Here is an 18,956-nt window from a genome sequence, read left to right as displayed (position 1 = left end):
GAGGACCTCCATGTCGTATGAAGTGAACAAGACCGACGAGCAGTGGCGCGAGGAGCTGTCACCGCAGGAGTACGCGGTCCTGCGCAAGGCCGGCACCGAGCGTCCCTTCACCGGTGAGTACACCGACGTCAAGACCGAGGGCGTCTACGCGTGCCGTGCGTGCGGCGCCGAGCTTTTCCGCTCCGACACGAAGTTCGAGTCGCACTGCGGCTGGCCGTCCTTCTACGACCCGGCCGACAGCGACGCCGTCGAGCTGATCGAGGACCGCACCATGGGCATGGTGCGGGTGGAGGTGCGCTGCGCGCGCTGCGGCTCCCACCTCGGCCACGTCTTCGAGGGCGAGGGGTACGGCACCCCGACCGACCAGCGCTACTGCATCAACTCGATCTCGCTGCGGCTCAGCCCGAAGGAGTAGCACCGTACGGCCCGCGCGGGGCCCGGCCACCGGAGCCGGGACCCGGCGCGACCCTCAGGACCCCGCCGTGTGGCGGGCGCCGCGGACCGAAAGGGCCGCGGCCAGCGCTGCGAGCGGGGCCGCGACCAGCAGGGCCGGGACCGGGTAGTGGACGGCCCCGGTACGGGAACCGGTCATGAGACCGGTCACCGCGGCCTGCGCGGGCGACCCCGAGACGATCAGCACGGCACCCGCGCCCACCCCGGTCACCAGCAGCGACCACCCGCCGCCGCGCACCAGCGGCGGATTCGTCAGCGCGCCCACAGCCGTGCCGAGCAGCACCGAGACGGCCGCGGCCAGCAGGCCCGCCACGGTCGCCGCGCCCACCGGGACCGCCGTGCTCATGTCGTCGGAGCGCGCGCTGCTGATCACCGCCACGACTCCCGTACCGACCGCGCCGACCAGCGACGACGCCAGCAGCGCGGTCGTCAGCGCGCCGGCCTGCGCGCGCCGCGCGCCCACCGCGGAGGCCACGCAGGCCCGTGCGGCCGCGGGCTCGGTTCCCACGCAGACCCGCACCATCCACGCGGCGACCGGCAGCAGCAGCGCGGCGGCGTAACCCAGCGAGCCGAGCAGCGGCTGGCCGCCGGTGACGCCGATCGCCATGACGGCGCCGTAGCAGAGCAGCTGCGGCAGCCAGCGGTGCGAGCGGGCCAGCAGGTCGGCCTGGTAGCGCAGCAGTGCCGCGGTCCTGCGCGGCCCGGGAGCGACCGCGGGGAGGTCCGCCCCGGCAGGACCCGCGGCGGGGGCCTGGGTGCGTACACCGGTGACGTGCCACGCCGGATCCGCCTGGAGCAGTGCCCGCAGCGCCGCGTCCGACCCGCCGGCCGGGACCACCAGCCGTACTCCCGCCCCGTCCGGTTCCGCGAAGGGCCGTACCTCCTCCGGCAGGTCTCCCCCGCCCCGCGCCTCGATGACGACGCCTTCGGGCGGCGGCGGCGCGGCAGCGGTGCGGACCGCGGTCACCGGCCCGGACCCGGCGGGCACCGTCACCGTGAGGGTCGCCTCGCCGGCCAGCCGGCGCGGGTCGTGGTCGACGAAGACGACGGTGCCGCCCGCCGCCACCCGGGCGCGGACCGCCGCGTCGAGGGTCTCGCGGGCGGCGGTGTCGAGCCCGGTCCACGCCTCGTCCAGCACCAGCAACTCGGGGTCGGCCAGCAGTGCCTGCGCCACCGCGACCTTCTGGCAGGTCCCTTTCGACAGCTCGTCCAGCGGGGTGCGGGCGTATCCGGCAATGCCGAAGCGGTCGAGCCAGTGGCCGGCCCGCTCCCGTGCGGTGTCCGCGGGCAGGCCGCGGACCGCGCCGAGGTGGGTGAGATACCGCAGCACCGGAAAAGGCAGCGCGGCGGGAAAGCGCTCCGGTACGTAGGCGGTGGAAGCGGCGGGGCGGCCCGCCAGCCGGCCCGCGTCGGGTGCGTCCACCCCCGCCAGGATCCGCAGCAGCGTCGACTTGCCGCTGCCGTTCACGCCCTCCACCCGCACCAGCGCCCCGGCCGGCACGTCCAGCGTGACGCCCCGCAGCACCCACGGCCCCCGCAGTCCGTAACGCCGCCCCACGCCGTCGAGCCGCAGCAGTCCCTTGTCGCGCACGGCCCTCATCCTGGACCACCCCCGCGGGGGGCGCCAGGCCCCGGTGGCAGACTTGGGGGGTGACCAGCCCCTTCCAGCACACTGCCGCCGAGCGGGACGCGGCACCGCAGTTCGTCCTGCCGCTCGTGGTGCGCATCGAGCGGGACGCCCCGCCGCCGCGCACCGACGCGCTGGAGACCGCGGCCCGTGCCGTACTGACCCTGCTGTCCGACGAACGCGCCACCGCCGAGGACGGCGAGTGGACGCAGGCGGTGAACGACTGGCAGGACGCCAGGATCAGGAAGGTCGTACGGCGCGCCCGGGGCGCGGAGTGGCGGCGGGCCGAGGCACTGCCCGGCATCACCGTCACCGGGAAGGCCGCGGAGGTCCGGGTCTTCCCGCCGGTGCCGCTGGACGGCTGGCCCAAGGAGCTGGCCAAGCTCCAGGTGTCGGGCACCGAACTCGACGACCCCGACCCCGTGGCTCCGCCCGGCCCGGGGGAGCCGGTGCTCTGGACCAACCCCGGCATCACGATGTCGGCGGGCAAGGCGATGGCCCAGGCCGGGCACGGGGCCCAGCTGGCCTGGTGGGAGCTGGACGGCGCCGCCAGGGCGGCCTGGCGGGCGGCGGGCTTCGCGCTCGCGGTCCGCACCCCGTCCCCGGGCGCCTGGGCGCGGCTCACCACCTCGGACCTCCCGGTCGTCCGTGACGCCGGCTTCACCGAGATCCCCCCGGACTCCCCCACGGTCATCGCCGATCACCCCGCCCTGCGGCCCTAGTGCAGTGATGACCGGGTAGGTCCACCGGCTCCCGATGTTCTGGGCGGCACTCCCCCCGGACTCCGTCCCGGGGTGCCGCCACGCGGCGCTGCCGGACCGGCCCGGCAGGGCCGCCACGAGGCCGATCCGGCCGCCCTGCCACGCACCGCGCATGGGCCGCGAGCTTCCCGTGAACCCTCCCGTCACGGCACTAACCGGCGTCCTCCGGGCGGCCCTTCGGGATCCGGCTCAGCCGGGTCAGGGCCGCGAACGCCGGGGTGCCGGGGTCGGCCGAGTACGCGACGAGGCGGTGCGGCGGCGGGAGGGGGGTGGACAGGACGACGTAGTCCAGGGCGAGCGGTCCCGCCTCGGGGTGGTTCAGGTGCTTGCGGCCGTCGGCCTTGTGGCGCAGGGCGCGGGCCGTCCACAGCCGGCGGAAGTCGGGGCTGGCCGCGGTGAGTTCCGCGACCAGCGCGGCGAGTGCGGGGTCGTCGGGGCGGTGCCCGGTCTCGGCACGCAGGTGCGCCACCGAGTCGGCCGCGATCTCCGGCCAGTCGGCGAAAAGCGACCTTGCCGCCGGGTCGGTGAAGACGTAGCGCACGTTGTTGGGGCGGCGCGGCCCTTCGACGAGGTGCGCGAAGAGCGCGGCAGCCGCGGTGTTCCACGCCAGTACGTCGCTGCGGGCGTCGATCACGTAGCCGGCGGTGGGTGGCGCGAGCAGGTCGAGCATGCGCCGCGCGCCCGAGGCGGCCGGCAGGCCCGGCGCGGGCGGCGCGGCCTCGGCCGCCGGGCCCGCCCGGTCGGCGGCCAGCGCGAAGAGGTGGCCGGCCTCCTGCGGGGTGAGCCGCAGCGCCCGGGCGAGCGCGCCCAGCACCGCGGCCGACGGGTGTGGCGCGCGGCCCTGTTCCAGCCGGGTGTAGTAGCCCTCGCTCACACCGGCCACCCGCGCGACCTCGGCCCTGCGCAGGCCGGGGGTGCGGCGTACTCCCTCGCCGCCCGGCAGTCCCACGGCGCCGGGGGCCAGCAGCGTACGCCGGGAGCGCAGGAAGGCGCCCAGCTCACGCGCCCGTAGATCGTTCCGCCCGGCCATCGCAACCGCCCCTCGCCACTGCCGCGTCCTGCCCCGACCGGCTGCCGTAGGCCCGCCGGCCCTCGCGGACGACCGCCGTCCGCACCACCGGGACGGACCCCGCCCCTGGTGGCGCGCGGGGCACCGCCGGTCAGCGTAGCCCTGTCGGGTACACCCTGGCGGCTTCCGCCCGGCGGGCGCCCGCGCCAGCCTGGAACAGTGATCATCACCGCCACCCGGCCCGCGGGGGCCGCTCCCGCCCGCCCGCGACTGACCCTCTTCGCCGCGTCCTTCGGCTTCCTGATGGTCAGCCTCGACGCCACCATCGTGAACGTCGCCCTGCCCACCCTCGGCCGCGACCTGGGCGCAGGCCTCACCGGGCTGCAGTGGGTGGTGGACGGCTACGTGCTGACGTTCGCCGCCTTCCAGCTGATCGGCGGCTCGCTCGGCGACCGCCTCGGGGCGCGGCTGGCCTTCACCTCGGGGCTCGGCCTGTTCATGGCCGCGTCGCTGGCCTGCGGGCTGGCCGTCTCCCCCGGCATGCTGATCGCCGCACGCTTCGTGCAGGGCGTCGGCGCCGCGGTGCAACTGCCCGCCTCGCTCGCCATGGTGCGGCACGCCTACACCGACGCCGACGCGCGGAACCGTGCGGTCGGCGTGTGGGCGGCCGCCGGCGGCGCGGCCGTGGCGGCGGGACCCGTCGTGGGCGGCCTGCTGCTGGCCTGGCTCGGCTGGCGGTCGCTCTTCCTGGTCAACCTGCTGATCGGCGCGGTCGGGCTGGCGGCCGCGGGCCGCGCGCAACCGGTGCCCGGCGGGCCCCGCCGCGTCGACCTACCGGGGCAGGCGGCCGTGCTCGCGGCCCTCGGCGCGCTGACCTTCGCGCTGATCGAGGGCGGCTCCCTCGGCTGGGCGTCCCCGCCGGTGACGGCCGCGCTCGCGCTGGCCGCGGCGGCGGGGACGGCCTTCGTGTGGTGGGAGCGGCGCGCGGCGGAGCCGATGCTGCCGCCGCGGCTGTTCGCCTGCCCGGCGGTGTCCGCCGCCACCGCGGCGGGCTTCGTGCAGAATCTCGCCTACTACGGCATCGTCTTCCTGCTCAGCCTGTTCCTGCAGGACGAGCAGGGGCATTCCGCGCTGCTGACCGGGCTGGCCTTCCTGCCGATGAGCCTGGCCTCGATGGCGGCCAACCTCTACGGCGGGCGGCTGACCGCGGCCCGCGGCCCGCGGGTGCCGCTGGTCGGCGGCCAACTCCTCTTCGCCGCGGGCCTGCTCACCCTGCTCGCGGTCGGCCCCGGCGCACCGCTGTGGGCGGTCTGCCCGGTCACGCTCCTGGTCGGCCTCGGCGGCGGGGCCGCGGTCCCCGCCATGACCAGCGCCGTCCTCGACGCGGCACCCGCAGGCCACGCCGGTGTCGCCGCTGCCGGGCTGAACACCGCGCGCCAGGTCGGCGGCGCGGTCGGCGTGGCCCTCTTCGGCACGCTGGTGGCCGGCGACTTCCTGCCCGGACTGCGCCTTTCCCTGCTGATCGCCGCCGCCGCACTGCTCGCGGCGGCGTCCCTGACGGCCCGCTGGGTCCCCCGCCCGGCCGGGGCGGCCCTCCCTGCCGAGACGTAGCCGAGTCCGGCGGCAGAGCGCGCCCATCAGACTTGAACGTGTTCAAAAAACTGGGAGACTTGAGGCGCCATCGGGAACGGGGAGGGGCCGATCATGGTGAGTACGCTGCTGATGCCGTGCCGGCGGGACCGGCAGGGCGCGGCCGGCGCCCGCGGAGCCCGCGGCGCAACCGCGCCCACCCGGATACTCGACTGGGACGACCCGCGCGTCCTGTCCGCGGTGCGGAGCATCGGGACCGCACCCGCGGAAGGCGCGGGGCCCGCGGCGAAGGCGGCGGCACTGCGCCGCGCCCACCGGTGGATCTCCGCGGAGGTCCGCCCGGTGTACTCGGTGACGGAGGCCCGGCCGGTGTCGCGGGTCCTGCGGCGCGGCAGCGGCTCATGCAGCCAGCGGATGGCCGTACTGGAAGCTGTCGCGCGCGCCTGGGGCGTGCCGTCCCGGGTACGCGGCCTGGTCGTCGACGGCAGCTTCTGGTATCCGCGCTTCCCCCGGCTGCGCGGGCTCGTGCCCGGCCAAGTAATCCTGGCGTGGCCGGAGTTCCGTCTCGACGGGCTACCGGAAGCCGGTCACGCCGTCGCCCCCTGGCTGCCCGTCTCCGAGCTCTTCACCGTCGCGGGCGAGGTGGCGGGACGCGGCGGCGGCGGATTCACGAACGCCGGTCCCGAGACGCTCTTCGAGGCCCTGTCCAGGACGAGTGTCGACTGGGACGGCACCGCCGCCTGCCCCGCGGGCGGCCCCTGCGACCTGTCGGCCTACCTGCTCGCCGACCTCGGGTACTTCGACTCGCGCGACGAGCTCTTCGGCCGGCACGGCCAGACCCTGTGCGGCCCGGCGAGGCTGCTCGCCGAACCCGTCCTCGGGCGGCGGGCGGCCGGGTTCTGACCGGGCCCGGCCGCAAGGCCGGGCCTTCGCGGCGTCAGGCGAGTCCTGCGACCAGGTCGGCGACCGCGCGGCGCCGTCCGGTGAAGAAGGGCACCTCCTCGCGCACGTGCATCCGCGCCTCGGAGGCCCGCAGCAGGCGCATGAGGTCGACGATGCGGTAGAGCTCGTCGGCCTCGAAGGCGAGGATCCACTCGTAGTCGCCGAGCGAGAAGGACGCGACGGTGTTGGCGCGCACGTCCGGGTAGCCGCGGGCCAGCTTGCCGTGGTCGGCGAGCATCCGGCGGCGGTCCTCGTCGGGCAGCAGGTACCAGTCGTACGAGCGCACGAAGGGGTAGACGCTGATGTAGTCGCGGGGCGTCTCGTCGGCCAGGAAGGCCGGGACGTGCGACTTGTTGAACTCGGCCGGGCGGTGCAGTGCCATGTTCGACCACACCGGCTCCAGCGCGCGGCCCAGCCGGGTGCGGCGGAAGAGGTTGTACGCTTCCTGGAGCGCCTCCGCGGTCTCGCTGTGCCACCAGATCATCAGGTCGGCGTCGGCGCGCAGCCCGGAGACGTCGTAGGTGCCGCGGACGGTGACGTCCTTGGCGGCGAGCTGCGCGAACAACTCGTCGACCTCGTCCGCGTAGCCGGTCCGGTCCTCGGGCAGCGGGGCGCGCAGCCGGAAGACCGACCAGAGCGTGTAGCGGATGACCTCGTTGAGGTCCTTGGCCTTCTTGCCGGCATTGGCGGCCCTGGCGTGCGCCGCGGCGGCGGCGTCGGGGGCGTGGTCGGCGGTCGAATCGGTCATGCGGCTATTCTCCCGCGCCGCCCGCGCCGCCCGGCACCAGGGTGCCCAGCACCTCGGCCGCCGCCCGTCGGCCGCTGCCGACGCAGGCCGGGATGCCGACGCCGTCGTAGAGGGCGCCGCAGAGCGCGAGGCCCGGGAGCTTGCCGACCTGCTCGCGGATGCGGGCGACCCGGTCGAGGTGGCCGACCGGATACTGCGGCAGCCCCGCTTCCCAGCGGGTGACCCGGGCGGCCACGGGCGCGGCCCGCAGGCCGACGGCCTCCGCCAGGTCCTCCCGGGAGAGCCGCACCAGGTCGGTGTCCTCCCAGGCCAGGTCGGCCTCGTCGCCGTACCGGCCGACCGAGGTGCGCAGCACCATCGTGTCGCCGCCGGCCGCGTCCAGCCAGCCCCACTTGCGGCTGGAGAAGGTCGACGCCTTGATCGTCCGGCCGTCGACCGGCGGTACCAGGAAGCCGCTCGACTGCGGCAGCCGGGCCAGGTCGCTGCGGCGGTAGGCCATGGTGACCAGGGCCATGCCGGCGTAGTCGACGCTGCCGAGTTCGGCGGCGGCCGCCGGTGACTCGGCGTCGAGCAGCCGGGCCGCGGCGGGCGCGGGGGCGGCGAGGACCACCGCGTCGGCGTCGAGCACCCGGTCGTCAAGCCGCACCTGCCAGCCGTGCGGCCCGTTCCTGCGCAGCTCGCGCACCGGCGCACCGGTCTCGATGACGGCGCCCGCTGCCCGGCAGGCGTCGGCCACCGCGAGCGGCAGCCGGCCGATGCCGCCGCGGATGCCGTTGAAGACCGGCCCGGTGCCGGCCGCGGCGGCGGCACGGCGTTGGACGCCGCGGGCCGCCTCGATCAGCGAGCGCTGCGCGGCGGCCGCGGCGAAGAGCTGCGGCACCGCGGCGCGCAGCGAGATCTCGTAGGCGTTCCCCGCGTACACGCCGCCGAGCAGCGGCTCGACCAGCCGGTCGACGACCTCGCGGCCGAGCCGGGCGGCGACGAAGGCGCCGACCGCCACGTCGCCGTCGATCCCGGTGCGCGGCAGCACGTGGTCGAGCGGCAGCCTGGCCAGGCCCGCGGCCGAGAGCACGCCGGACGCGGCGAGCGGCCCGAGGTCGCCGGGGACGCCCATCACATGGCCCTGCGGCATGGGGCGCAGCCGGCCACGGGTCCACAGCGTGGCGCCGAGCACGGCGGGCGGCTCCAGGTCGTCGCCGAGGCCGACCTCGCGGGCGAGCTCCACCGCTTCCGGGCGGCGGGCCAGAATCGATTCGGCACCGAGGTCGACCGGCACCCCGGCGATCTCGTCCGCGTGCAGCTTGCCGCCGAGCCGCGGCGAGGCTTCGAGCAGCGTCACCCGGACGCCCGCGCCCGCGAGGCGGTGGGCCGCGGCGAGTCCCGAGATGCCGCCGCCGACGACCACCACATGTCCCCCGGCGGGTCCCGCCGAAGGTCCTGCTGCCCGGTCGTGGGCGGCTGCCGCGCCCCTGCCGCTGTGCGTGTGGCTCATGCGTCCACTGTCTCAGACGCCGGATCGAGTTCCGACCGTGACTCCTTCGGTACCGCGGAGCGGCAACGGGATCGGTGCCTCGGCCGTCAAATTGGCGGCAATGCACAACGGCCCTGCCCTTGGGGGGAATTGAGATGAGACTCAGCAGGAGACAGCCCGCGCCCGGCACCCGCCGCAGACGACGCGGGGCGGCCGCCTTCGCGGCGCTGCTGCTCGCCGGAGCGCTCGGCGTCGCCGGGTGCGGCGCGTCGTCCGACAACAGCTCCGCGGCCTCCGACAAGGCCGCGGGCCCGGCCCTGAACGACGCCCGCAGCGCGCCGGACGCCGGCTCGGGCAACAGCGACAGCGACAGCGGCGCCGGGAGCGGCGCCGCAGCGGAGGGCAGCGGCAATGCCACCGACGGCAGCGCGGCCGCCGGCAGCGCACCGTCGAAGGGGGCCGCGGACGCCAAGACCCCGCCGCTCGCTCCGACGTATCTGGTGCGCACCGCGGAGCTGAGCATCCGCACCCCGCATGTCGCCGACGCGCTGGAGCGGGCCAGGACGCTGGCGGCCCGCGCGGGCGGCTACGCGGGCGACGAGGACACCGCGGTGGACGCGGCGGGCCACGCCACCTCGACCGTCCAGCTGCGGGTGCCGCCGGCGGCGTACGACGGGCTGCTCGACGACCTCGGCGGGCTCGGCACCCTGCTCGGGCGCAAGGTGAGCGTGGACGACGTCACCAGTCAGGTGGTGGACGTGCAGAGCCGGGTGAAGTCCCAGCAGGCCAGCGTCGACCGGGTGCGCAAGCTGATGGACCAGGCGTCGGGGCTCTCGGACGTGGTCTCGCTGGAGAGCGAGCTGAGCAGCCGCGAGTCGGCGCTCGAGGCGCTGGAGGCCCAGCAGGCGTCGCTGCGGGCGCAGGCCGGGCTGGCGACGATCACACTGCGGCTGAGCGAGCCGCCGGTGAAGGCCGCCCCGCACAAGGCGGTGGAGAAGAAGCAGAAGAAGGACGGCTTCTGGACGACGGTCGGCCACGCGCTGGGCGGCGGCTGGCACGCCTTCTACGTGACGGTCCGGGCTGTGCTCGTCGTGCTGTCCGCGATACTGCCCTTCCTGGCGCTGGGGGCGCTGGTCTGGGTGGCCTGGCGGCTGCAGCGCCGGTGGTGGCCGGCGGCAGGGCAGGCGGTGTCACCGACGCTGCCCGAGCGCACCGGCCGGCTGCCGAGGCACCCGGACGCCCAGGAGCCGGATGCCCAGGAGCCGGAGGGAAGGCAGCCGGAGCGGGAGGGCCCGGACGGAGAGCCCTCGACGGCGTCGCGGTCGGCGTCGCGCGAGGCGCCACACGCGACCGTGGCGCCGACCGCTCCTCCCGTGCCGCCGCAAGCCGAGCCGCGGGACCAGGACCCGCCGGCCTGACCGGCGGCGGGGGTCTCAGGCCGCCTGCGTGGTGCGGTGGACGAAGTCCACGAGGCGGCTGAGCGCGTCCGGGTCGGTGCTGGGCAGGACGCCGTGGCCGAGGTTGAAGATGTGGCCGGTGCCGGTCGCGGCCGCGGCGTCCAGCACCTCGCGGGCCTTCGCCTCGACGGCAGCGGTCGGGGCGAAGAGCACCGCAGGGTCGAGGTTGCCCTGCAGGGCCTTGCCGGGGCCGACCCGCCGGGCGGCCTCGTCCAGCGGCACCCGCCAGTCGACGCCCATGACGTCGGCGCCCGCCTCGCCCATCAGGCCGAGCAGTTCACCGGTGCCGACGCCGAAGTGGATGCGGGGCACCCCGTGGCCCGCGACGGCCTCGAAGACCTTCGCGGAGGCCGGCATCGCGTACCGCCGGTAGTCGGCCGGGGACAGCGCGCCGACCCAGGAGTCGAACACCTGCACCGCACTCGCGCCCGCCTCGATCTGCACCTTGAGGAAGGAGGCGGCGATGTCGGCGAGCCGGTCGAGCAGGTCGTGCCACAGCTCGGGGTCGCCGTACATCAGCGCCTTGGTGCGCTCGTGGTTGCGGGACGGCCCGCCTTCGACGAGGTAGCTGGCCAGGGTGAAGGGGGCGCCGGTGAAGCCGATCAGCGGGGTGCCGCCCAGCTCGGCGGTGAGCATCCCGACGGCCTCGGTGACGTAGCCGACGTCGGAGGGGTCCAGGTCGCGCAGCCGGGCCAGGTCCTGCCGGGTGCGGATCGGGTCGGCGACGACCGGGCCGACGCCCGGCTTGATGTCCAGGTCGATGCCGATCGCCTTGAGCGGCACCACGATGTCGCTGAAGTAGACCGCCGCGTCCACCCCGTGCCGCCTGACCGGCTGGAGGGTGATCTCGGTGATCAGGTCGGGCCGCGTGCAGGACTCCAGCATCGGGATGCCCTCGCGCAGCTTCAGGTACTCGGGCAGCGACCGCCCGGCCTGCCGCATGAACCAGACGGGGGTGTGCGGCACCGGTTCGTTCCGGCAGGCACGGATGAAGGGGGAAGCAGCGGTCTGCTGGTGCGCACTCACATCCGGCATCCTCCCACGGCGGGACCGGGCACCAGTTCCGGGGCCTCGGGTGTTGTTGCGCACGCGAGGGGCGTCGGCGGCCTAGTCTTCCGGGCATGGCAGCGGTGCATGGGCAACTCGGCGAGGACGACGGGGTCCCGTTTCCCTTTCGGCATGCGGTGGACGCTCTGCGGGGGGCGCGGGTCCGGTCCGAGGTGCGGATCGAGGAGGTGACGGCTCCGCGCCGGCTGGCCTCGTACGCGTACGCACTGGAGGCGACGGTGGTGGCCGACGGCGAGGAACTGGCCGACGGGCGGGTGGTGCTGCTGCACGAACCCGCGGGACACGAGGCCTGGCAGGGCACCTTCCGGCTGGTGACCCTGGCCAGGGCCGACCTGGAACCGGAGATGGCGGGCGACCCGCTGCTCCCCGAGGTGAGCTGGTCCTGGCTGATCGGGGCGCTGGACTCCCGCGGCGCCGACCACGACGAGCCGAGCGGTACGGTCTCGCGCGCGTCCTCGCACTTCTTCGGCGGTCTCGCCGACCGGCCCGACGAGACCAGGATCGAACTGCGCGCCTCGTGGTCACCGCGCGAGCGGACCGGCGGGGTGATCGACGTGGCGACGCATCTGGCGGCCTGGTGCGATCTGCTGTGCACCTGTGCGGGCCTGCCCCCCGTCGAGGGCGCGGACGCGGCGGGACGGGGCACGGCCGGCGTGGTGCCGCTGCCGAAGCGGCGGACCTGAGCGCACCCGGTCCCGGGCGCAGTACCGAGGCGTCCGGGGCACAGCTGTGCCCCCGTTGCTCTGGCGTTCGATCGACCGTCCGATTTGCCGGAATTAATCCCCAATAAAACGTGATCTTTCCCTAAAGCCCGGAGCAATTGCTGCCGAAGGAAACTGTGACCGTTCCAGTCCCCTTTGCCACAGGAGGCCCGGTGTCCGTTCTTCTCGAGCAGCCCACGAGCCTGGTCGCCTACCGTCCCAGCAAGCCGACGGCCATGGTCGTCGTAGCCGACCCCCGCGTCCGCTCCACTGTCACCCGACACCTGTGGGCTCTCGGGGTTCGCGACGTGATCGAGGCCTCGTCCATCGCCGAGGCCCGTCCCCGGGTCGGTAATCCCCGCGACATCTGCGTCGCCGACGTCCATCTCCCCGACGGCTCCGGGCTCACCCTGCTCGCCGAGACCCGGGCGGCGGGTTGGCCCAACGGCCTGGCGCTGTCCGCCGCCGACGACATCGGCGCGGTACGCAACGCGCTGGCCGGCGGCGTGAAGGGCTACGTCGTCACCGGCACCCGCAACAGCCCGGGGTCGATGGCCGGCCGCCCCGGCCTCGCCCCCCTCGGTGCCACCGCCGCCCGCATGCAGCGCCGCCCGCCGGGCGCCTCCGGCCACCCCGGCAGCGGCTACCGCGAGCTGTCGGGGCGCGAGGTGGAGGTGCTGCGGCTGGTCGCGGAAGGCCAGTCCAACAAGGCGATCGGTGTGTCGATGGGCTTGTCGGCACTGACCGTGAAAAGCCATCTGGCCCGGATCGCCCGCAAGCTCGGCACGGGCGACCGGGCCGGCATGGTGGCGGTCGCGCTGCGCACGGGCATCATCCACTGATCCGCTTCGAGGGAAGAGGGGCGTAACGTTCCGCCCCTCTTCCCTCGCCCGCGGGAGGGGCGGGGCAACCGGGTCGGCCTCGGCGAACCCCCTGAGGGCCTGGCACGGCTACCCTTGACTGGTGACCGACGCCAGAGACACCGCACCCCCGGAAGAAGACGCGGCGCCGGTTCCGCTGCTGGACCCGCGGGAGGGCATCCCTCCGGTGACCGCGGACCCGGAGGCTCTCGCAGCCGTCGTCGCGGCGTTCGCCGCGGGCACCGGCCCGGTCGCCGTCGACGCCGAGCGCGCCTCCGGCTACCGCTACGGGCAGCGGGCCTACCTGGTCCAGCTGCGCCGCGCCGGAGCCGGGACCGCGCTGATCGACCCCGTCGGCTGCCCCGACCTCTCCACCCTGGACGCCGCGCTCGGCGGCACCGAGTGGGTGCTGCACGCGGCCACCCAGGACCTTCCCTGCCTCGCCGAGCTGGGCATGCGCCCGGCCGCGCTCTTCGACACCGAGCTGGCCGGCCGGCTGGCCGGCTTCCCGCGGGTCGGCCTCGGCGCCATGGTCGAGCAGGTGCTCGGCTTCGCCCTGGAGAAGGGCCACTCGGCGGTCGACTGGTCCACCCGCCCGCTCCCCGAGCCCTGGCTGCGCTACGCCGCGCTCGACGTCGAGCTGCTGGTCGACCTGCGCGACGCGCTGGAGGAGGAGCTGCGCACCCAGGGCAAGCTGGACTGGGCGCTCCAGGAGTTCGCGGCCATCGCCGCCGCCCCTCCGCCGGCGCCCAGGGTGGACCCGTGGCGCCGGACGTCCGGCATGCACAAGGTGCGCAGGCGGCGGCAGATCGGCGTGGTGCGCGAACTGTGGCTGGCCCGCGACCGCACCGCCCGCGAGCGGGACGTCTCCCCCGGCCGGGTGCTGAGCGACGCGGCGATCGTGGCCGCCGCGCTGGAGAACCCGCCGAACGTGCACGCCCTGGCCGCGCTGCCCGGTTTCGGGCACCGGATGGGCCGCAAGCAGCTCGACCAGTGGCAGGCCGCGGTCGACAAGGCCAGGGGGCTGCCGGAGCGCGAGCTGCCGCAGCCGACGGCCGCGTACACCGGCCCGCCGCCGCCGCGCGCCTGGGCCGACAAGGACCCGGCCGCCGCCGCACGCCTGTCGGCGGCGCGGGCTGCCGTCAGTGCCCTGGCGGAGGAGCTGAATCTCCCGCAGGAGAATCTGATCACCCCGGACACCGTCCGGCGGGTGTGCTGGTCGCCGCCCGGTGACCGGTCCCCCGAGGCGGTCGCCGAGGCGCTCGCCTCGCTGGGCGCCCGCCCGTGGCAGATCGAGCTGACCACGCCGCTGCTGACCAAGTCCCTCACCGCGCGCCCGGCCGCGGGCGAGCAGCACTCGGATACGCCGCCGGTGTGACCTACGCCGCTTCGCCGAGTTGCGCTGTCCTCCGCGGTTACCCATGAGTAGCATGACCGTGTGAGCCGCGTTCCCCTCTCGCGCTGCCCGCGCCCTCTCGTCCGCCATGCCCCCGGGCAGGTGAGCGAGCCGGAGGGCGCGGCGGTGCCGCAAGGGAGAGCGCGCGGAGGCCCCGAGCAACGAGGGGCCGAGCACGGTCGACTGTCGACACCGGGTGCAAGCCCGGAGGCGAGCGAACACAATCAAGAGGGAGTACCTCGTGCCCCGTACTGCGAGGGATGTCGTCTTCGTCGACGGCGTCCGCACCCCGTTCGGCAAAGCGGGCCCGAAGGGCATCTATCACGAGACCCGCGCCGACGACCTGGTGATCAAGTGCATCCGTGAGCTGCTGCGGCGGAACCCGGACCTCGACCCGGCCCGTGTCGACGAGGTCGCGGTCGCCGCGACGACGCAGATCGGCGACCAGGGGCTGACCCTGGGCCGGACCGCCGGGATCCTGGCAGGGCTGCCCACGACCGTGCCCGGCTTCTCCATCGACCGGATGTGCGCCGGCGCGATGACCGCGGTGACCACGACGGCCGGCGGCATCGCCTTCGGCGCGTACGACGTGGTGGTCGCAGGCGGCGTCGAGCACATGGGCCGGCACCCGATGGGCGAGGGCGTGGACCCGAACCCGCGGTTCGTCTCGGAGAAGCTGGTCGACGAGTCCGCGATGTTCATGGGCATGACCGCGGAGAACCTGCACGACCGCTTCCCGCAGCTGACCAGGGAGCGGGCCGACGAGTTCGCGGTCCGCAGCCAGGAGAAGGCGGCGAAGGCGTACGCCAACGGCCGGATCCAGCAGGACCTGGTGCCCATCGCGATCCGCCGCACCAGCCCCGAGGCCGGGGAGACCGGTTGGGGCCTTGCCACCGCCGACGAGCCGATGCGGCCCGGCACCACGCGGGAGCAGCTGGCCGGGCTCAAGACGCCCTTCCGCGCGCACGGCCGGGTCACCGCGGGCAACGCGGCAGGCCTCAACGATGGTGCGACCGCCTCGCTGCTCGCCGCCGAGGACGTCGCCCGCGAACTGGACCTGCCGGTGCGGATGCGCCTGGTGTCGTACGCCTTCGCGGGCGTCGAGCCCGAGGTGATGGGCATCGGCCCGATCCCGGCCACCGAGAAGGCGCTCGCCAAGGCGGGCCTCGGCATCGACGACATCGGGCTCTTCGAGGTCAACGAGGCCTTCGCGGTCCAGGTGCTGTCGCTGCTCGACCACTACGGCATCGCCGACGACGACCCCCGGGTCAACCAGTACGGCGGCGCCATCGCGTTCGGCCACCCGCTGGCCTCCTCCGGGGTACGGCTGATGACGCAGCTGGCCCGGCAGTTCGAGGAGCAGCCGCAGGTGCGCTACGGCATCACCACGATGTGCGTCGGCTTCGGCATGGGCGGCACGGTCGTCTGGGAGAACCCGCACTTCGACGGAGGCAGCAAGTGACCACGACCACCGAACTTCTCAAGGGCGCGGCCGAGCTGTTCCCCGGCGAGGTCGTCACCAGCGCGCACGTGCGGCACATCGAGCTGCCGGGCGCGGGCCGCTTCGCACTGATCACGCTGGACAACGGCCTGGACCACACCAAGCCCACCACCTTCGGCCCGCAGTCCCTCGCCAACCTGGACGCGGCGATCGACCAGGTCGAGAAGGAGGCGGCGGACGGCGCGATCACCGGCGCCGGCATCACCGGCAAGCCCTTCATCTTCGCGGTCGGCGCCGACCTCAAAGGCGTGGAACTGCTGAAGCGCCACGAGGACGCGCTCGCCATCGGCAAGGGCGGCCACGACGTCTTCCGGCGGCTGTCCTCGCTCGCGGTGCCCACGTTCGCCTACTACAACGGTGCCGCGATGGGCGGCGGCGTCGAGGTCGGCCTGCACTGCACCTACCGCACCGTCTCCGCCTCGGTGCCGGCCTTCTCGCTGCCCGAGGTCTTCCTCGGCCTGGTGCCCGGCTGGGGCGGCTGCGCGCTGCTGCCCAACCTGATCGGCGCGGACCGCGCGGTCACCGTGATCATCGAGAACTCCCTCAACCAGAACCGCCAGCTCAAGGGCGCGCAGGTCCTCGACCTCGGCATCGCGGACGCCCTCTTCGAGGCCGCGGACTTCCTCGAGCAGTCGCTGGTGTGGACCGCGGCCGTGCTCAAGGGCGAGATCGAGGTCGTACGCCCCGAGGTGGACCGCGGCGAGGCCTGGGACCAGGCCGTCGCCCGCGGGCGCTTCATCGCCGACGGCAAGGTGCACGGTGCGGCCCCCGCCGCCTACCGCGCGCTCGACATCATCGCGGCGGCCAAGGACGGCGACCTGGGCAGGGGCTTCGACGCCGAGGACGCCGCCCTCGCCGACCTCATCATGGGCGGCGAGCTGCGCAGCGGCATCTACGCCTTCAACCTGGTGCAGCGGCGCGGCAAGCGCCCGGTCGGCGCCCCCGACAAGGCACTGGCCCGCCCGGTGGGCAAGGTCGGCGTGGTCGGCGCGGGGCTGATGGCCTCCCAGCTGGCACTGCTGTTCGCCCGCCGCCTCGAAGTGCCCGTGGTGCTGACCGACATCGACCAGGAGCGGATCGACAAGGGCGTGGGCTACGTCCACGGCGAGGTCGACAAGCTGCTCGCCAAGGGCCGGATCGGCCAGGACCAGGCCAACCGGCTCAAGGGGCTGGTGACCGGGCACCTCGACAAGGCCACGGCCTTCGGTGACGCGGACTTCGTCATCGAGGCGGTCTTCGAGGAACTGGGCGTCAAGCAGAAGGTCTTCGCAGAACTGGAGGCGGTGGTCCGCCCGGACGCGATCCTGGCCACCAACACCTCGTCCCTGTCGGTGACCGAGATGGCCGCGAAGCTGGAGCACCCCGAGCGGGTGGTCGGCTTCCACTTCTTCAACCCGGTCGCGGTGCTGCCGCTGCTGGAGATCGTCCGCGGCGCGGGCACCGACGACCCGTCCCTGGCCACGGCCTTCGCGGTGGCCAAGAAGCTCCGCAAGACCGCGGTGCTGGTCAAGGACGCCCCGGCCTTCGTCGTCAACAGGATCCTGACCCGCTTCATGGGCGAGATCCAGAACGTCATCGACGAGGGCACCCCGGTGGCGGTCGCCGAGAAGGCCATCGAGCCGCTGGGCCTGCCGATGTCCCCGCTGGTGCTGCTCGAACTGGTCGGCCCCGCCATCGGCCTGCACGTCTCGCAGACCCTGCACGGCGCCTTCCCCGACCGCTTCACCGTCTCGGAGAACCTGGCGGCGGTCGTCAAGGCCGGCAAGCGCGGCTTCTACGTCTACGACTCCGGCCGCCCCGAACTGGACCCGGAGGTCGCCGCGCTGCTCGTGCAGGGCGACAGCGTGCTGACCGAGCAGCAGGTGCGCGACCGGGTGCTGGACGCGGTGGCCCAGGAGATCGGGCTGATGCTGGACGAGGGTGTGGTCGCCGAGGCGCAGGACATCGACCTGTGCCTGATCACCGGTGCCGGCTGGCCGTTCCACCTGGGCGGTGTGACCCCCTACCTCGACCGTGAGGGCGTCTCGCAGCGGGTGAACGGCAAGCCCTTCCTCGCCCCCGGCGTGGCGAGCGTTCCGGCCTGACGCGGCCGCGCGAAGGGGGGCGGGGCCGCATCGGCCCCGCCCCCCTTCCGCATGTCCAGGGCCTAGTGCGGCCGGCCCGCGGGCTCCGGAGTCGCCAGCAGGGCCACCGTCAGATCCCGGACCAGCGACTTGCGCTCGTAGTCGTCCAGCTCCACGAGTCCGCGCTCGGTGATCCCGCGCAGGGTGTCCGCCACCGCGGTCAGCACGTCGTCGAGCACCGCCTTGCGCTGCCTGGCCTCCAGGGTCGCGATCCTGGCCCGGCGCATCGCCGCCGCGACATCGGGTGCGTACTCCAGCCGGACCGGGGTCACCGAGAAGACCTCCACGCCCACCTCGCGCATCGACGCGGACACCAGCCGCCCGAGGTCGTCGCCGAGCCGGTCGCAGTCCCGCAGCGTCCCCGCGTTGCCGCGGAAGTCGTCGGCGGGGCGCCGCGACACCGCACGCGCGACCGCCGCCTCGACCTCCTCGCGCAGCAGCCTGGTGCAGTCGTCCACCGCGAAGGCGGCCCGCGCTGTCTCCCTGATCCGCCACACCAGCAGCACGGTGACCTGGACCGGCGTGCCGTGCGCGTCGACGGCGTCGATCGGGCGGCTGCGCCAATGCCGGAGCGACACGTCCATCCGGCGGCGCCGGATCAGCGGGCTGATCCAGAGCAGTCCGGTGCGGCGCACCGTCCCGCGGTAGCCGCCGCACCGGGTGAGCATCCACACGCTGCCCGGCCTGCCGCGCACCAGGCCGCTGCCCGCGAGGGCTGCGACCGTGCCGATGAGGACCAGGCCGCTCCACAGGCCGCTCCCTCGGGCCGCGTCACCCGGCGGGTCGGGGAGCAGGCCGCCGAGCGGCGGCAGCGGCAGCAGGGCGGCCCGCCACAGCAGCCAGGCCGCGGCCAGGACTGCGGTGAGCAGGGCGACGCCCGCCGTCCAGCCCGGCAGGCACGGCCCCGGCCGCTCGGTGACGGCGTCGGCGGGCGCCAGGACGCGCGGCATCAGCAACGTCTGGTCGGCCGCGGACCCCACGGCCTGACCGGGCACCTCGGCCTGCCCTGCGCGACCAGGTCCGGCCGCCGGGTCGGCGCCTTCTGCGGGCGCGGGCTGGCCGGGCTCTGCGGGCGCGTCGTCGGCGGCCCGGGACCGGGTCCGGTCGGGGCCCGCGGCCGCAGCCGGACGGGGGCTCGGGCCGAGGCCGGCCGGCTCCGGCCGGTCAGCGCGATCGGCGTCCCCGGACCGAGCGGCGTCCCCGGACCGGTCGGGGCCCGCGGACCGCCCGGTCCTGTCGGAGCGGTCGG

At 75.0% G+C, this 18,956-nt stretch carries 16 protein-coding genes; 10 read left to right on the top strand and 6 right to left on the bottom strand.

Annotated features, from left to right (window positions below; genetic code table 11):
* Positions 1-10: 10 nt before the first annotated feature.
* Positions 11-415: a peptide-methionine (R)-S-oxide reductase MsrB gene (msrB, locus tag ACGFMP_RS18815; protein ID WP_393673596.1), complete on the top strand. Its 405-nt coding sequence runs from the start codon at positions 11-13 to the stop codon at positions 413-415.
* Positions 416-469: 54 nt separating this feature from the next.
* Here msrB and ACGFMP_RS18810 read toward each other — a convergent pair whose 3' ends face one another.
* Positions 470-2,044: an ATP-binding cassette domain-containing protein gene (locus tag ACGFMP_RS18810; protein WP_393673594.1), complete on the bottom strand. Its 1,575-nt coding sequence runs from the start codon at positions 2,042-2,044 to the stop codon at positions 470-472.
* Positions 2,045-2,103: 59 nt separating this feature from the next.
* Here ACGFMP_RS18810 and ACGFMP_RS18805 point away from each other — a divergent pair, with 59 nt between their 5' ends.
* Complete coding sequence (locus tag ACGFMP_RS18805; protein ID WP_393673592.1) at positions 2,104-2,802, top strand: peptidyl-tRNA hydrolase; 699 nt, start codon at positions 2,104-2,106, stop codon at positions 2,800-2,802.
* 190 nt (positions 2,803-2,992) lie between these two features.
* Here ACGFMP_RS18805 and ACGFMP_RS18800 read toward each other — a convergent pair whose 3' ends face one another.
* On the bottom strand, positions 2,993-3,871 hold the full coding sequence (locus ACGFMP_RS18800; protein ID WP_393673590.1) for a helix-turn-helix transcriptional regulator: 879 nt from the start codon (positions 3,869-3,871) through the stop codon (positions 2,993-2,995).
* A 198-nt stretch (positions 3,872-4,069) separates the two neighbouring features.
* Here ACGFMP_RS18800 and ACGFMP_RS18795 point away from each other — a divergent pair, with 198 nt between their 5' ends.
* Positions 4,070-5,461 (top strand): MFS transporter, encoded by a 1,392-nt coding sequence (locus ACGFMP_RS18795; RefSeq protein ID WP_393673589.1) that lies wholly within the window; start codon positions 4,070-4,072, stop codon positions 5,459-5,461.
* 93 nt (positions 5,462-5,554) lie between these two features.
* Positions 5,555-6,343 carry a transglutaminase domain-containing protein gene (locus ACGFMP_RS18790; protein WP_393673587.1) on the top strand — a complete coding sequence of 263 codons (789 nt, stop codon included), beginning with the start codon at positions 5,555-5,557 and terminating at the stop codon, positions 6,341-6,343.
* A gap of 34 nt (positions 6,344-6,377) precedes the next feature.
* Here the strand turns inward: ACGFMP_RS18790 and hemQ are convergent, their stop codons facing one another.
* Together hemQ and hemG are read right to left on the bottom strand one after the other, a co-directional pair.
* Positions 6,378-7,130, bottom strand: a complete 753-nt coding sequence (gene hemQ / locus ACGFMP_RS18785) for a hydrogen peroxide-dependent heme synthase (protein WP_393673585.1) — start codon at positions 7,128-7,130, stop codon at positions 6,378-6,380.
* Positions 7,131-7,134: 4 nt separating this feature from the next.
* The gene (gene hemG, locus ACGFMP_RS18780) at positions 7,135-8,622 is read right to left on the bottom strand and encodes a protoporphyrinogen oxidase (RefSeq protein ID WP_393673584.1); all 1,488 of its coding nucleotides are present in this window, start codon (positions 8,620-8,622) and stop codon (positions 7,135-7,137) included.
* Positions 8,623-8,756: 134 nt separating this feature from the next.
* Between hemG and ACGFMP_RS18775 the strand changes: the two genes are divergently transcribed.
* Positions 8,757-10,019, top strand: a complete 1,263-nt coding sequence (locus ACGFMP_RS18775; RefSeq protein WP_393673582.1) for a DUF4349 domain-containing protein — start codon at positions 8,757-8,759, stop codon at positions 10,017-10,019.
* A gap of 15 nt (positions 10,020-10,034) precedes the next feature.
* Here the strand turns inward: ACGFMP_RS18775 and hemE are convergent, their stop codons facing one another.
* Positions 10,035-11,093, bottom strand: coding sequence for a uroporphyrinogen decarboxylase (hemE, locus tag ACGFMP_RS18770; RefSeq protein WP_393673580.1), 1,059 nt, complete (start codon positions 11,091-11,093; stop codon positions 10,035-10,037).
* 86 nt (positions 11,094-11,179) lie between these two features.
* Between hemE and ACGFMP_RS18765 the strand changes: the two genes are divergently transcribed.
* The 5 genes from ACGFMP_RS18765 to ACGFMP_RS18745 all read left to right on the top strand — a co-directional run bounded on the left by ACGFMP_RS18765 (position 11,180) and on the right by ACGFMP_RS18745 (position 17,668).
* Positions 11,180-11,809, top strand: coding sequence for a DUF3000 domain-containing protein (locus ACGFMP_RS18765; protein ID WP_393673578.1), 630 nt, complete (start codon positions 11,180-11,182; stop codon positions 11,807-11,809).
* Between the two features lie 191 nt (positions 11,810-12,000).
* A complete protein-coding gene (locus ACGFMP_RS18760; protein ID WP_033177087.1) occupies positions 12,001-12,669 on the top strand; it encodes a response regulator transcription factor in 669 nt (222 codons plus the stop codon).
* A gap of 121 nt (positions 12,670-12,790) precedes the next feature.
* Positions 12,791-14,065 (top strand): HRDC domain-containing protein, encoded by a 1,275-nt coding sequence (locus ACGFMP_RS18755; RefSeq protein WP_393673576.1) that lies wholly within the window; start codon positions 12,791-12,793, stop codon positions 14,063-14,065.
* Between the two features lie 259 nt (positions 14,066-14,324).
* Positions 14,325-15,545 carry a thiolase family protein gene (locus ACGFMP_RS18750; RefSeq protein WP_393673574.1) on the top strand — a complete coding sequence of 407 codons (1,221 nt, stop codon included), beginning with the start codon at positions 14,325-14,327 and terminating at the stop codon, positions 15,543-15,545.
* Positions 15,542-17,668 carry a 3-hydroxyacyl-CoA dehydrogenase NAD-binding domain-containing protein gene (locus ACGFMP_RS18745; protein ID WP_393673572.1) on the top strand — a complete coding sequence of 709 codons (2,127 nt, stop codon included), beginning with the start codon at positions 15,542-15,544 and terminating at the stop codon, positions 17,666-17,668. The genes ACGFMP_RS18750 and ACGFMP_RS18745 overlap by 4 nt, the downstream gene beginning before the upstream one ends.
* Before the next feature lie 62 nt (positions 17,669-17,730).
* Here the strand turns inward: ACGFMP_RS18745 and ACGFMP_RS18740 are convergent, their stop codons facing one another.
* A complete protein-coding gene (locus tag ACGFMP_RS18740) occupies positions 17,731-18,687 on the bottom strand; it encodes an SPFH domain-containing protein (protein WP_393673570.1) in 957 nt (318 codons plus the stop codon).
* Between the last annotated feature and the right edge of the window lie 269 nt (positions 18,688-18,956).

Origin of the sequence: Streptomyces sp. NPDC049040 (assembly GCF_043197715.1) — a bacterium.
Classification (GTDB): Bacteria; Actinomycetota; Actinomycetes; order Streptomycetales; family Streptomycetaceae; genus Actinacidiphila.
This window is presented reverse-complemented; position numbering and strand designations above follow the sequence as displayed.